The 14,827-nt window shown below is 39.1% G+C and carries 13 protein-coding genes; 6 read left to right on the top strand and 7 right to left on the bottom strand.

Annotated elements, in window-relative coordinates:
- Window positions 1-128: 128 nt before the first annotated feature.
- Window positions 129-1,088 carry a glycoside hydrolase family 43 protein gene (locus K345_RS0111320; RefSeq protein ID WP_156888386.1) on the top strand — a complete coding sequence of 320 codons (960 nt, stop codon included), beginning with the start codon at window positions 129-131 and terminating at the stop codon, window positions 1,086-1,088.
- Here the strand turns inward: K345_RS0111320 and K345_RS0111315 are convergent.
- Together K345_RS0111315 and K345_RS0111310 are read right to left on the bottom strand one after the other, a co-directional pair.
- Complete coding sequence (locus K345_RS0111315; RefSeq protein WP_028974235.1) at window positions 1,085-2,416, bottom strand: response regulator; 1,332 nt, start codon at window positions 2,414-2,416, stop codon at window positions 1,085-1,087. The genes K345_RS0111320 and K345_RS0111315 overlap by 4 nt on opposite strands.
- A gap of 10 nt (window positions 2,417-2,426) precedes the next feature.
- Entirely contained in the window at window positions 2,427-2,861 is a 435-nt protein-coding gene (locus tag K345_RS0111310; protein ID WP_028974234.1) for a response regulator, read from the bottom strand.
- Window positions 2,862-2,984: 123 nt separating this feature from the next.
- On the opposite strand from K345_RS0111310, the gene K345_RS0111305 reads away from it, so the two are divergent.
- From K345_RS0111305 to K345_RS0111295, 3 genes are read left to right on the top strand one after another with little or no spacing between them, the layout of a single operon-like run.
- On the top strand, window positions 2,985-3,968 hold the full coding sequence (locus K345_RS0111305) for an ABC transporter substrate-binding protein (RefSeq protein ID WP_028974233.1): 984 nt from the start codon (window positions 2,985-2,987) through the stop codon (window positions 3,966-3,968).
- A gap of 3 nt (window positions 3,969-3,971) precedes the next feature.
- On the top strand, window positions 3,972-5,420 hold the full coding sequence (locus K345_RS20845) for a sensor histidine kinase (RefSeq protein ID WP_053228250.1): 1,449 nt from the start codon (window positions 3,972-3,974) through the stop codon (window positions 5,418-5,420).
- Between the two features lie 11 nt (window positions 5,421-5,431).
- A complete protein-coding gene (locus K345_RS0111295; protein ID WP_053228249.1) occupies window positions 5,432-6,325 on the top strand; it encodes a YitT family protein in 894 nt (297 codons plus the stop codon).
- Between the two features lie 12 nt (window positions 6,326-6,337).
- On the opposite strand, the gene K345_RS22410 is transcribed toward K345_RS0111295, so the two are convergent.
- Window positions 6,338-8,209 carry a methyl-accepting chemotaxis protein gene (locus tag K345_RS22410; protein WP_053228248.1) on the bottom strand — a complete coding sequence of 624 codons (1,872 nt, stop codon included), beginning with the start codon at window positions 8,207-8,209 and terminating at the stop codon, window positions 6,338-6,340.
- 150 nt (window positions 8,210-8,359) lie between these two features.
- On the opposite strand from K345_RS22410, the gene K345_RS20835 reads away from it, so the two are divergent.
- Entirely contained in the window at window positions 8,360-10,396 is a 2,037-nt protein-coding gene (locus tag K345_RS20835) for a M3 family metallopeptidase (protein WP_083963742.1), read from the top strand.
- 61 nt (window positions 10,397-10,457) lie between these two features.
- On the opposite strand, the gene K345_RS0111280 is transcribed toward K345_RS20835, so the two are convergent.
- The 4 genes from K345_RS0111280 to K345_RS20830 form a co-directional block, all read right to left on the bottom strand.
- Complete coding sequence (locus tag K345_RS0111280; RefSeq protein ID WP_028974231.1) at window positions 10,458-11,150, bottom strand: YjjG family noncanonical pyrimidine nucleotidase; 693 nt, start codon at window positions 11,148-11,150, stop codon at window positions 10,458-10,460.
- Window positions 11,151-11,606, bottom strand: a complete 456-nt coding sequence (locus tag K345_RS0111275) for a GNAT family N-acetyltransferase (protein WP_028974230.1) — start codon at window positions 11,604-11,606, stop codon at window positions 11,151-11,153.
- Window positions 11,603-12,406 carry a hypothetical protein gene (locus tag K345_RS0111270; protein WP_028974229.1) on the bottom strand — a complete coding sequence of 268 codons (804 nt, stop codon included), beginning with the start codon at window positions 12,404-12,406 and terminating at the stop codon, window positions 11,603-11,605. Before K345_RS0111270 ends, K345_RS0111275 begins: the two co-directional genes overlap by 4 nt.
- Before the next feature lie 213 nt (window positions 12,407-12,619).
- Entirely contained in the window at window positions 12,620-13,849 is a 1,230-nt protein-coding gene (locus tag K345_RS20830; RefSeq protein WP_053228247.1) for a DNA glycosylase AlkZ-like family protein, read from the bottom strand.
- Window positions 13,850-13,894: 45 nt separating this feature from the next.
- On the opposite strand from K345_RS20830, the gene K345_RS0111260 reads away from it, so the two are divergent.
- A complete protein-coding gene (locus K345_RS0111260) occupies window positions 13,895-14,824 on the top strand; it encodes a DUF1848 domain-containing protein (RefSeq protein ID WP_028974228.1) in 930 nt (309 codons plus the stop codon).
- The last annotated feature ends 3 nt before the right edge of the window (window positions 14,825-14,827 follow it).

Genomic DNA, 14,827 nt, shown 5'->3' with positions numbered 1-14,827 from the left:
CTAATAGTTGAACTACCCTAGGATCAGAACAGGCAAAACACCAGAGTCAAAGAGGTTCTTTAACCGCTATATACCTTAGCCAATCCTTTTTACACTAGCTTTATTCTATTTGAATCAGGAGAGGCTTAATGCAAGATAAACCCCTTATTACTCATATGTACACAGCAGATCCTTCTGCCAAGGTTTTTCAGGGTAGGGTCTATTTATATCCATCCCATGATAGAGATATCGATAAAGATCAAGATGACCTGGGTACTCAATATGAAATGGAAGATTACCATGTTTTTAGTATGGACTCCATTCCAGGAGAAGTTGTCGATCATGGCTTGGCTCTTCATGTTGATCAAGTTCCCTGGGCTACAAAACAAATGTGGGCACCAGATGCTATGGAGAAGGATGGCAAATATTATTTGTATTTTCCAGCCAAAGATAAGGAAGATATATTTAGAGTAGGTGTTGCTGTTTCAGACCAACCTGGAGGACCTTTTAAGGCAGAACCAGAGCCTATTAAAGAAATGTATTCTATTGATCCTGCTGTATTTAAAGATGATGATAAATCTGTATATCTCTATTCTGGAGGATTATGGGGGGGACAACTAGAAAACTGGAGGAGTGGCTCTTTTAATCCAGACGACAAAGAACCAGGCCCTGAAGAAAAAGCACTATGTCCTATCGGTGCTAAATTAAAAGACAATATGCTGGAAGTCGCTCATTCACCTGTTCCTATTCAAATTCTTGATGAAGAGGGTAATCCTCTCAAAGCAGGTGATGAGGATCGACGTTATTTTGAAGATCCCTGGGTTCATAAATATAAAGATTTGTATTATCTCTCCTATAGCACAGGGACAACTCATTATTTGGTTTACGCTACCAGTACTAATCCTTTAGGTCCTTTTACTTACAGAGGACGAATACTGAATCCTGTGTTAGGCTGGACAACTCACCATTCCATAGTGGAATTCCAGAATAGATGGTACCTCTTCTATCATGATTGTGAGCTATCTGGAGGAATAAACCACAAACGTAATGTTAAGGTAAGAGAGTTTTTCTATAACAGTGATGGCAGTATATCTTTGATGGATCCCTAATCTGTCTGGAGGGGGAAACTCATTTTAAAGGTTAATCCTTTATCATTATACATTTGATGTTCCCCTTCTAGCTGCTTTGTTAAACCACTGATGACGGTCATACCATAAGAGTCTGATTCTTCCGGGTTAAAGTCTTCAGGTAATCCGATTCCATCATCTTTATACAGGATATGCACATTATCATCCTGTTGGGTAATATTGATATGAATATGACCTTTTTGACCATCGGGAAAACCATGTTTAACAGAGTTGGTGAAGAGTTCGACGAATATTAATCCCAGCAATAAAGCTTTGGCTGAGGAAATGTTAATATCTTCTGTATGATTCGTTAATTGAACCCTATCCTCTGTCATATGTTTAGTCAGATTATCCATATATAAGTAAAGGCTCATGGATGTAATATCATCGCTTATATAGACGATATGGTAGAGTTCTGCCATCGCATCAATTCGTTTTTCAATTTCTGCTAATGGGGAATTGGCTTCTGCAGAATTCTTATCCGTCATCATAATACTTACCATACTGGATAATAAGGTAAAGCTGTTAATGACTCTATGCTTCAATTCTCTTAGAAGTTTTTTATTCATGTCCAGGGCCTCTGCCAATTGCCTTTTCTGCTGAATATGCTCAGTGACATCTCTTAAGGAATACATGGTGGCATCTGCTCCATCCCAAACGATATTATCTTCTTTTAGCTCATAAATATGATTATCACCATAATGATTTAGTACTTCCAATTGATTGTCCACAGTCTTGTTCTTGATCTCTTCTATCAAAGTATCAAAATTAATATCTGCCTGGAGGGATATATTGGTAGCGGCAGGATTCATATAGGCAATTCTTTTATCATGTCCTACGACTAGTTGACCATCCAGGCTTTGATCCATTAGATGTTTGATTTGATTGTTGAGTCGACTGTTGAGATAGGTTTCCTTGGCATTTAAAGCAAAGGTTATAGACTGAAGCAATAGTTCAACATTAATCTTGTCTTTAACAAGATAGAACTGGGCTCCTTCGTCCATAGCTGTCATGGAAAGGGATAAGTTATCCATACCTGTGGTCACAATTATGGGGATATCATCAGATATTTCCCGAATCTTTTTAATGGATGTCAGATTTTGCGAATCAGGGAGTAGTAAATCAAGAAAGACCAATTGAATAGGTGCTGATTGAAGGATTTGAAGCCCTGAGCTCAAAGAGTCTGCAGATTGTACCTTAAAGGAGTAATTGGGAATCTCTGAAAGGGTTTCTTCTAAGAAGAATATATCTCCCTGATCGTCATCTATAAGGAGGATCTCTAAATTCTGTCTCTCATCTACAACAACCATTTTACTTTCCTTAAGGTTGTGGATACTTAACAATAGAAAACCAAAAATTTTCTATAGAGGATACCACTTGTCTTAGCTGTTCCAAACCTACTGGTTTGGTTATATAGCAACTGGCTCCAGATGTATAACTTTTTACTATATCAATATTAGAATCTGAAGTGGTTAGTATGACAACAGGAATATGTCTGAGCTTAGAATCAGATTTAATCTCTTCAAGTGTTTCTCTTCCGCTTTTACGAGGCATATTCAGATCTAGCAAAATTAGATCTGGGGTACTACTATCAATATACTGATCCACTTTTCTAACGAAGTTCATGACTTGTACACCATCGGACACAACAGAAAGATTAAGTTTGATTTTTGACTCTTCAAATAAATCAATCATAAGTTCCACATCTGCTTCATCATCATCGGCTAATAGGACATTAATTTGTCCAGTATCCATAGTTATAACTCCTTAACAGAAAGAGAACAAAACATGTATAATTTTGAGTATATGCATGTATTGGAGAAAATCAAATATTTTTGATATTTTGCAAAATAAATATTGAGATCCTATAATTGGCTTATGAAAAAGTATAAATTCATATCAAAGTTAATGACTTTTACTTTACTATTTATGCTTGTCTTAGGATGTCAAAAGAAACCAAATGAGATGGATATCCTGGAAATATCCCTATACAAAGGTGAGGTATCAGCTCCTATCTATGTCGCTGATCAACTAGGATATATGAATGAGGAAGGTTTGAAGCTTCGATTCATTGAGTTTGATTCTGGTAAATTAGCCTTTGAAGACTTAAAAGCGGGAAATACCAAAATTACTACAGCCTCAGACTCAGTTATTCTCTCGAATCCTAATTATGCTGATAATGTTCGAATCCTTGCTGTTCTAAGTACGGCTGAGATTATTGAATTCTTTATACCCTATGATCCAGACATCAATACTATAAATGACCTATTAGGTCATCGCATTGGTACGACCAGAGGCAGTGCTTCAGAGTATATCTTAGAAAGTCATCTTCTTCTCAATGGGATAACCATGGATCAAGTAGAGCTAATCGATATGAATCCCCCAGAGATGGAAGCTAACCTTCTAGCGGATAATGTGGACGCTGTCTATTCCTGGAATCCCAATATTTACAATCTTGCCCAGGACTGGAAGGGCGATTATACGATACTGGAAGGGCAAAGGGGTAACCCCTTTTACTTTCTATTGATTGCTGATAAAGGATGGTTGGATACCCATCATAAGCAAACAATATCATTACTAAGTGCTATTAAAAAGGGCGTTGAGTATTTAAGAAATAATGAAAAATCCAGTAAATCAATTCTGATGGAACGTTTCCATTTAGATGAAGCTTATATGGATTATAGCTGGACCAGACATTTTTATACTCTTTCCTTACCTCAATCGCTTGTTTTTGCTATGGAGAATCAACTCCGCTGGATTAATAGACATGACAAAAAGGTTGATCTTGATTTTAAAAGCATTATAGATGATTCCTGGTTAAATGAAGTTAATCCTCAGGGGGTTACAATAATAAGGGAATAGTATATGACACTCAAAAAAAAGTTTCTCCTTCTTGGTATTTGTGAATTCCTCCTCCTCATTACAGCGGCCTTTTATATGGCATTTGCTTTTCATTCTGTAGAAAAATGGCGTATATACAAAAAGGAAGCCCTTGAAATCGAAAAGAACATTCGAAATTTGACCATACTGGCTTTTGAATACTCGGCTACCAAAACCAAAAGTTCTATCAATCGATGGTTTCTTCTTTATGATGAGTTTGATCAGAGTGAGTTATTACTTCTTAAAGATCCAAATCCGGAATATGCCCTTCGTAAGTTCAAAGATCAAATGCCGATTTTAAAAAATTTGTTTGAACAAATCATTACTTATCGGATCACTCCCACTAAGGATTCTCAGGATTATTTAACCCATCTGACAGTTATGTTTTTGAATTTATCTCAGGATATGTCTAATAATGCCCAATCCTATGTTTACCTCATGATAGATAGGGTTGATATTCTTCAGAGCCGCATTGTGATCACAGTAATATTTATAACTATTGCTTTGCTCTGTTTATCTATAGGTACTTATTATTATATTAACAAAAGTATTTTTAAGCCGCTCTTTGAATTAGTTGCTTTATCCCGGGAGGTGGGAAAGGGGCATCTGGAACATAGAAGCTCAATTAAGCGAGAGGATGAATTAGGTGTCCTTGTTAATAGCTTCAATCAGATGCTTGATGACATTAACCAGCAAATAGAAAAGGAGGAAGAGATTCAAAAGCAACTTTTAAATACAATGGATGGACTCCAGAAGTCCAATAGTGATCTAGAGCAATTTGCCTATGTCGCCTCCCACGATTTACAGGAACCTCTTCGTAAAATCCTAAACTTTACAGAACTCTTCAGTAAGAAATTTGTGGACATAGAAGATGAAAAGGCTAAGCGATATATTTATTATATTACCGATGGGGCTATGAGGATGCAGAACCTTATCCGGGATCTTTTAAGTTATTCCCGGATAATGAATAATCAGATAGAACTAGAGATTGTAGATATGAATGAGGTTCTTACGGCGGCCCTCACACAACTGGATGTAAAAATCAAGGAAAGCAAAACCAGGATCGTTAAAAAGGACCTCCCTATGGTTCTGGGCATGGCTTCCATGCTAACTCAGCTTTATCAAAACCTCATAGGCAATGCCATGAAGTTTCAAGCTCCTGATCGTAAACCTGTTATAGAAGTCGGTTATACAGAGGAGGCGGATCAATATACTTTTTATGTAAAAGACAATGGCATTGGAATCAGTAAGGAGTATCAGGAAAAAATATTCATAATCTTTCAACGCCTCCATGGTAAGTCAGAATATGACGGTAATGGCTTAGGATTAGCTATTTGTACGAAGATAGCCAATCGACATAAAGGACAACTTTGGGTAGAGTCAACAGTAGGGGAAGGTAGTACTTTTTATTTCAACATTCCCGTTCACCACTAAGGACGTTTTTTATGCTTAAACAACATTCTCAGCGTATTAAAACCTGTGTCATACCTATTGTCGCAGGAGTTATTTATGCTTTTGCTATCAAATACTTTATCATGCCTTCAGGGATCATTATGACAGGGACAGAAGGGATAGCCCTGGCTAGTTCCTATTTCTTTGAATCGGATCGCTTATTCATCCTATTGTACATTATCTTTCAATTCCTTCTATTGATATTCTCTTTTGTCAAAATAGGTAAGATCTTTAGTATCAAAACTATGTTAACCTTAGTGACGGTCTCCTTATTACTAATCTTTTTACCCTCTCTGGAAGTGGCTTCTCCAGAACCGGAAAATGAACGTCTTGTCCTCGTTCTCTTTGGAGCTATTGTCTCAGGTATAGGAAAAGCACTCTCCTTGATGAATAGAGGGTCCACTGGTGATGAAGATATTATTGGCGTGTATTTTTCAGAAAAACTTCGTAAACCTGTAGGTACAATCAGCATAGTGGCAGGAATAATTTCTATGTCCTATGGTTTGCTACTTAATTATCTCAAGTATCATGATGTAGGTGAGTTAGCTAATACCTTAATCTATACGGTTATCTTTGTATTTGTAGGAGCATCAACTGTTAATGAAATCTATAAACGGTATCGCTTCTCTAATGTCACGATCAATACTAATAGGCCTTTTGATGTGATCCGGATTCTCCAGCAGATTTTTCCGGATCGTACTTTTACTAAGTCTACGGTCATAGGAGGATTCTCCCAAAGACGTCGAACCATTATCAATGTGATTGTTACACAGGAAGAACTGCCACATATTATGAATGAAGTCTCCCAGCTGGAGGGCAATAATTTTATCTATCACCATGAAATAGATAATATTCAAGGGCGTTTTGTTTTTCAGCAAATCAAGTAGGCCATCATAACCCTACTTGATTTTAAAATACCGTACCATATCCTGGAGTTCCAAAGCCTGGGAGGATAGCTCTTCTGCCGTAGCGGCTAATTCTTCTGAAGAAGAAGAGTTTTGCTGGATGACCTCATCCAGCTGCTGGATCGCCATATTAATCTGTTCCACTCCAATTTTCTGTTCACCACTGGCGATACTGATTTGTTCCACTAATGTTTTTGTTGTCCTAATATCCGGGGTCAGTTTATTTAACAACTCTCCTGTCTTTTCAGCGATATCAAGGGATTCTATACTCAGAGAACCTATCTCTCCTGCCGCCTCTGCACTTTTTTCTGAGAGCTTTCTGACTTCTCCAGCCACGACGGCAAAACCTTTTCCAAACTCTCCTGCTCTAGCGGCTTCAATGGCTGCATTAAGAGCTAATAAGTTTGTCTGTCTTGCTATTTCTTCAATAATATTTATCTTTTGAGCAATGTTCTTCATAGAATTGACTGTCTGCATGATAGCTTGTTCCGTTTGTTGGGCATCGTTATAGACATCTATGGCTATTCTCTTTGTTTTTAAGGCATCCTCAGTATTATTCTGTATACTGGCCGTGATTTCTTCAATGGAGGCTGATACCTCTTCTGCTCCCGTTGCCTGAGAGATGCTTCCCTGAGAAACGTATTGAGCACTCTCACTGATTTGGGCGCTTCCTTTGCTTACATAATCAACAGAGGATACGATGTTTTCAACGATATCTTTTAGTTTATCCCCCATGGTTTTCATTGCTTTCACTAATTCGCTAACCTCATCCTTTCCTGAACGTAATCTGATTTGCTGAGTAAGATCTCCTTCTGATAACAAAGTTGCCATCTTAGCTACCTGGGTAATGGGTTTTGAAATAGTCGCGCTAATAAAAAATATAGCGGTAATGATAATGACCAGTGCAACCACCACAATAAAAATGACAAGCCACTGCATCCTTTGAAAGGGAGCGAACACTTCCTTTTCCGGTATGGCTAATGTGAGAAGCCATTGTTCCTCTAGATAATTAATGTTTAAAGGCACAGATATATGCCAATAACCATCATTTTCCAGTAATCGAAAATCTTCTATATTGGTAGAATCAAAAAAAGGAAAGACATCATGAATGTTCTGGCCCAACTGATTAGGTTGATAGCCAACTATGGTTCCTTTTCTCGTTGTGAGATAGGCAAAACTATCCTTATAAGGATTGATCTTATCTATTTCTTCCTGATAATAATTCAAATCCATAGAGTAACCCAAAACACCGACACTCTTCCCTTCATAGGTTATTGCCAGGCATAGGGATGTCTCAAAAACGTCTCCGATAGCTCCTCCATAGTCCCAATGATAAGGTTCCGTTATGGTTAACTCCTGGGTATTGAAAGGGATAGTCCACCAACTATCATACATGAAAGGATCATAATCAATACTATTGGTAATTAATTCCTCCCCCTCCCATCGCCTTACTCCAGAGTCGAACCAATTTGAATAGATATCTTCATCCGTTCCTCTTAAATCATGATCATTGATATATCCCGGCATAACAATACACCATTGGTTAAAAGCTAATAGGCTATCACTATCGTCAAAAAAACGAATCAAGGTCTTATGTAAATGGGCTCCTGTTTTATCTTGAGGGGTCTCTATATTAGCTTGAAACACATAACTTAAGGAAAACAGTTTTGTGATAATAGGGTTTAGTTTATTACTAAAGTCTGAAGAGTGTGCTTTAGCTAACTGTTCTATTCGTTGTATCGTTTGTTCCTGGTACAAAGCTTTTGACTGAGTTAGCAAAATAACTGAGATGAAAACCATACTGATTCCAAGGAGTAGGGACGTAATCAGTATTAGCTTAGTACGTATCTTCATGTTTTTTAGCATTGAAACCCTCATAAATATTAGTATTGATACTTATGAGTCTAATGCTCAGATTCTCTAATTGCCATAGTTGAAACTATTATTGTCTAATGGGCCATACAGTAGTATGTTATCACCCTAATACGTACATTTTTAATAAATAAGGAAATAGATATGTCTGAACAGAATCCTCTCTTGAATGAAAGTTCCTTAGCTTATGGAGCTCCTGATTTTGGACTCATCAAAACGGAACATTTTAAACCAGCCCTGGAGCTAGGTATTCAAGAGCAACTCAAAGATATAGAGGCTATTGCACAGAACTCTGAAGAAGCAACTTTTGAGAACACCTTTGTTGCCTTAGAGAAGAGTGGTCAATTACTTAACCGGGTGCAAGGACCTTTTTATCTCCTGGCTGGTGCCCATACCAATACGGAAATACAGAACTTAGAAGAAGAAATGGCTCCCAAGTTAGCCAATCTCTCTGACACTTTATTCCTCAATGACCAGATCTTTGGTCGAGTGAAACAAATCTATGAACAACGGAATACCCTTTCCTTAGACGAGGAATCTATTCGTTTAGTAGAATATTATTATCAAAAATTTGTTCTAGCAGGGGCTGAGTTAAGTCCTGAACAAAAAGAACGAATGAAAACTTTGAACGAAGAAGAAGCTCTGCTCTGTGCCCAATTCGAGAATAAACTGCTTATTGCTAATCAAAAGGGGGGACTGGAGGTAAGTGATTCTGCAGACCTGGCCGGACTATCAGAACAGGATATTGAAGCTTATAAAAAAGAAGACGCCGGGAAAACCAGTTATTACATCCCCCTTCTTAATACCACTCAACAACCAGATATGGCTTCTCTATCCAAGAGAGAAACTCGTAAAAAACTATATGAGAAGTCAATCACTCGTACGGAAAAAGGGGATGAATATGATACCCAGAAGATCCTCATCCGTATAGCAGAGATCCGGGCAGAACAAGCCCAGCTCATGGGCTATAAGACCTTTGCTGAATGGCAATTACAGGACCAAATGGCTAAGACACCAGAAGCGGCCAGAGGTTTATTAGCCAAGTTAACCACACCGGCCATTCCCAAAGCCAAACAGGAAGCAGAAGACCTCCAAAAGACGGTAGCGGCCCAGGGGGATAGTCTTACTCTGGAAGGATGGGACTGGAATTATTATGCTGAGTTCTTAAGGAAAGAAAAGTACGGTTTAGAAGAAAAGGACATCCGACCTTACTTTGAAGCAAACAAAGTATTAGAGGATGGGGTCTTCTATGCGGCAAAGGAACTATATGGCATTAGCTGTAAAGAACGCTTTGACATTCCTGTCTATCATAAAGACGTACGGGTCTTTGAATTATTCAATGAAGATGATAGTGCTATTGGTTTATTCTATGTTGACTTGTTCAAAAGGGATGAAAAAGGGGGCGGCGCCTGGATGGGGAATGTTATAGAGCAATCCCATCTACTAGGGCATAAACCAGTTATCTACAATATATGTAATTTCCCCCAACCCAAAGGAACAGACCCAAGTCTTCTCTCCTTTGATAATGTAGAGACCATGTTCCATGAGTTTGGTCATGCTTTACACGGCTTCTTTGCAGATCAGCATTACCCCAGTTTGTCAGGAACAAATGTTCCCAGAGACTTTGTAGAATTACCTTCCCAGATCAATGAGCACTGGGCCCTTCATCCTCAAGTCTTTGCTAACTATGCCAAACACTATAAAACAGGGGAGCTAATGCCCCAGGCTTTAGTGGATAAGGTTAAGAAATCATCCAAATTCAACCAGGGTTACGCATTAAGTGAATTTCTACAAGCCGCCTTATTAGATCAGGAATGGCATAGCTTAAGTGTGGGAACAACAGTCAAGGATGTAAAAGAATTTGAAAACAATGCTCTAAAAGAGTTCGTTTCTGAGCTTCCTCAAATCCTTCCCCGGTACAGGTCCAGTTATTTCCTCCATATATGGGGACACGGTTATTCTGCCGGTTATTATGCCTATTTATGGGCGGAAATGTTAGATACAGACGCCTTCCAATGGTTTGAAGAGAATGGCGGCCTCTCAAGAGAGAATGGACAGCGGTTTAGAGAACTTATACTATCCCGTGGAAATAGTGGTGATCTTAATCAATTCTTCCGTGATTTCCGAGGAGCAGATCCTGATATCACTCCTTTGTTAAGACATAGAGGCTTAATAGATTAATTCTTTTCTAAGCAACTAATCATTTACTGATCTTAGGTCTATTCCTAAGATCAGTATTTTTTTAAAGGCAAATCTTAAGGATGTCCCTCAAATCTTTTACTTCATAATGGGGCTTAATATCAGATTCGTTAGGGACTCCTTCAGGATTATACCAACAGGTATCCATTCCTGCCCTTAAGCCACCTAATATATCCGCACTAAGCTTATCTCCTACCATTAGACATTCCCCGGGATGCTTCGTTGTACTTTTCCCAAGGGCGTACTCAAAATAGGCTAACTCCGGTTTTGCATAGCCGATCTCTTCTGAGATAATGATAGTCTTGATAAAATCTTTTATGGGAGATCCTTCTAAGCGACTATATTGAACTTGAGTGAGACCATTGGTGGCGATTATAATCTCTATTTGGTTCTCATAGAGGGTTCGACACAATTCTTCTGCATAGGGCATGAGTTGACGCCCCTGCCCTAAGTATTCAATGTATTGTTGGCTAATTCTGTCAATGGTATCACTAGTGTGAATGTTTAATTCGTCAAAACAAAGTTCAAAACGCCTAAGCTTTAGATCCTTTGCTGTGGTTTTCTTATCTTCCAGATCCTTCCAGAGCTTGTTATTAATCCGATGATATACGGCAATATTCTCCTCATTAGCCTCGGCTCCATAGTGTTGTAAGAGCTTTGATAGGGCCTCCAATTCGGCCGCTGTGAAATCAAAAAGGGTATTATCTACATCAAACAATACAGTGTTATACTTCATTTATAATTCCTTGGTCATGTAATAGCTATGAGGATCTTCCTTATACTCCCCGAAGGGGCGGCAGAAATGAAAACCTTTCCTCTGGTATAATTTATGAGCAGGTATAAAGGAGGAATCAGAGCCCGTCTCCAGACTTAACCTTGTATACCCCCTTTCCCTGGCTGTATCTATCATATGATCTAAGAGAAGAGAGGCTATTCCCTTTCGTAAAAAAGAAGGAGCTGTTCTCATAGACTTGAGTTCTCCCCATGTCGGGGATAGTTCTTTTAGTGCTCCACAACCGGCAATCTGATTCCCTTCCCAGACACTCCATACTGTTACCGAGCTATCCTGGAGGGCGTTTAGGTCGAGGGCATGAACACTGTCGGGAGGACTGCCGGCTTTCATCTCACTTAAGTGATGAGTGATAAGGGAGCGAATCTCTATAGAGCTCAAATCATCAATTATAATGTTCATTGTAAAAACCTTGGAATTCGATAGGAAGAATTGGCAATATCATTGTAACGCTTCACGTCGTTCTTAAATACAAAATACCAAAATACCCTATTCAGGCTAAGGGAGGTAAAACTGGCAGCAGCAACTCCCCATTTTGTATTGTTGTCCCCTTCCATGAAAGGAGAGTACAACAGAGGGGCCACTATAAGCGTATCTAAAGCATAGAGAAGGAACGCACTAATTCGATAATGTTCCTTGGCAAAAGGATTGTCCTCACTAAGATAGGATACGGCCCGACCAGGAGATATGATGAGGTTTGCTACCAATCTGGACATTTCTTTAGGTTCTATATCTACAAAAATATCATCATTTTTCTTTATCTGAGGGAATTTCTCCTGCAAATAGGCAGAGAGAAGGAAGGCTGAAAAAGCGACATCCCCATTACTATTGGATTGAACACCCATGGCATAGGGGAAGTTGGAATCATTCCTGGACAAACTTAAATCACTGAGGGAATGAGTATAGCTAAGATACTCTGTACCCCTTCGTTCTGTCTTTTGTAAAAAATCAATGGTAAAAAAGGAATACCTTCCATAGAGATGAACATATTCCTCTGCTTCTTTATGGGCATTGATATTAGCTGCTACAGTATTCATGACACTCCAATCGAGGAGATCTTTATTTTCTGTGTGGAATAGGACTTTCACTAAAGGATAGTTTTCCTGCACTTGAAAGCTGGTAAGAAGCTCTTCTGGATTCTCTCCAAAGGAGGAATAAGCTAAGAGACCTATCATAGTAATAACAAATATCTTTGTGCGCATAATCATAACTGAGATTATAGAAATATCCTGTCCCCTTCAAGTTCTTCCTGGCTTAGTTAATCAATTGTTCCCTTTTCCTGGTCATCGACACCTCTCTTCACGCTTGAATAAGAAATTAGAAGGCCCTTCTAAAACTTTTAGAAAGCCCTTCTAAAAAAGTTAGAAGGTCCTTCTAATATAATTTTCAAGTGCACAAAACATCCCTTGTATCTCTTATTTATCTGCACGGGAACTAGCTGTGAACCCTGAGGTGGCAAAGCTTCTCAGCCAGCTTTCTTCTACAGGATCACCAATGCTTAAACTCTTTAATTCCAGGAATTTCATAAAGGATTTTATCTCTCTGATGATGGATTCCTTCATGGCTTTGGTAGGTTTGATGTGATCTTCCCACCACCAGTTTTGGATGAGGAGTTCTTTATCCTTCCCATTGCGAATGGGTTCAAATCGTCCTACAAAACGATCCTTATATAAGACGGGCAGAACATAATAGGCATATTTCCGCTCAGGAAGGGGCGTATAGACTTCCCATTTATAGTGAAACCCCCATAGTTCCTGGACGAGCTTTCTATCCCATATGAGATTATCCAAGGGGGCAATGAAGGATGTCTTTCCCTTGATGTCCCCTTTTTGTTGTTGGTCAAAACGATGCTTATCTACATAGAATTGGGCATTAATACCTCTGACGGTTACAGGTTCTAGGATTTGTTTTTCGATAAGACGATGGAAGCCCTCCTCTCTATCTGCTTTCTTCAAGGGACAGCCCAGCCAAACATCACTGCCCCTGTCCCATAGTAATCCCAGGGAATTAATTCTTCGTCTAACATACCAATCATTGAAATCTTCTGTGCCATAGGAATATTTTTCTTCCCCTAGAGCCTCTTCGGGATAGAGATCTTTTATGAGACCATAGTATTTTCGTGTTCCTTTTCTGTGATGAATGCCAAGATGCCCTGTATGATAGAGGCTTTCCAGGGCAGCCCGTACCCCATTAGTGGGGGCCCAGGCCCAGTCAACGGTGATGTCTGTTTTGATGTCACTTGAGCATAGGTATTCATGCTTTTCCAAGTAGTGAAATATCTGATTAGCCGCTTCTTCCCACTGTTTGGCTCTGTCCTTATAATGACTCTTGTACTTGTCTCGACTCCAGTTGAATTGCTTCCAGTCATCCAAGGCCATAATGGACATATTTTTATCCCAGCCGTCGAAGAGGACTCTATCTTTGTAAAGAAGCTTATCCAGGCGTTTTTCTTTGTAATTTTTGACACGGTTGTTTAACACCAGATCTGCATTCTTGGCGATTCTGCTTAGGGGATCATATTGGATGCACCCTACCTTACGTATGAAGTCTTGTATCTCTTCATCTTTAGTATAAGGGCTTTTTGTATTAATATTTTGATAGCTTAAGAGGTAGTGAATGGCTTCTGTTGGTGTTAGATTAATCATATACTCCATAGTAATAGGAAATCTTATGAATGGCATCTTACATTTATGATTATTAATGTGGGCAATAGGACCGACATTCCAGCCTTCTACAGTAAGTGGTTCTATCATCGGATAGCAGAAGGTTTTGTGTATGTGAGGAATCCTTATAACTACCATGATGTGACCCATTATGATTTAGACCCGAAGGTCGTGGATCTGCTCTTTTTCTGTACCAAGAATCCACAGCCTATGCTGTCGGACATATCCCTAATCGATTCCTTTGATCAGTATTGGTATGTCACCATCACTGGATATGATAAGGACATTGAACCCTTTGTCCCTCCCTTTGAATCTGTTCTCCATAGCTTTTATCAATTGAGTCATACCTTGGGTTCTCATAGGGTAGGATGGCGTTATGATCCTATTATTATAACGGATAAATATGATATGCCCTATCATTTGGCTCAGTTCGAAAGGATCGCCCGGTCTTTAGTAACTTATACGGAAGTTTGTGTTATTAGCTTTGTGGATCTTTACAATAAGACCGTTAAGAATATGCCGGGAATAAGGGAGGTCACTCCTGAGCAGCAATTAGAATGTGCGGCTGCCATGGTAGAAATCGCAGCGCAGTATGGGATGACTATCAAGACTTGTGCTGAACCTTTAGCCTCATTAGATTCCCTTGCTCTTAATAGGGATGGTTGTTTTATCCAAAAGGACTGGGAAGCTATGACGGGCAAAAAATATAAGATTCCCAAAAAGCCCTCCAAACGGGAACACTGCCAATGTCTTCTGGAAAATGAGATAGGCGTCTATAATTCCTGTCCCCATGGTTGTCTGTATTGTTATGCTAATTATAGTAGGGGCTTAGTCCTGAACAGTTATAAGAAACATGATCCCTTTTCTCCCTTGTTGATAGGTCATAGAGAGCCGGGAGATCGTATAAGAAAATCAAAACAAATGAGTTATATTGATGAACAACTTGGATTGTTCTAGGAG

Origin of the sequence: Spirochaeta cellobiosiphila DSM 17781 (assembly GCF_000426705.1) — a bacterium.
In the GTDB taxonomy this organism is placed as follows: Bacteria; Spirochaetota; Spirochaetia; order DSM-17781; family DSM-17781; genus Spirochaeta_E; species Spirochaeta_E cellobiosiphila.
This window is presented reverse-complemented; position numbering and strand designations above follow the sequence as displayed.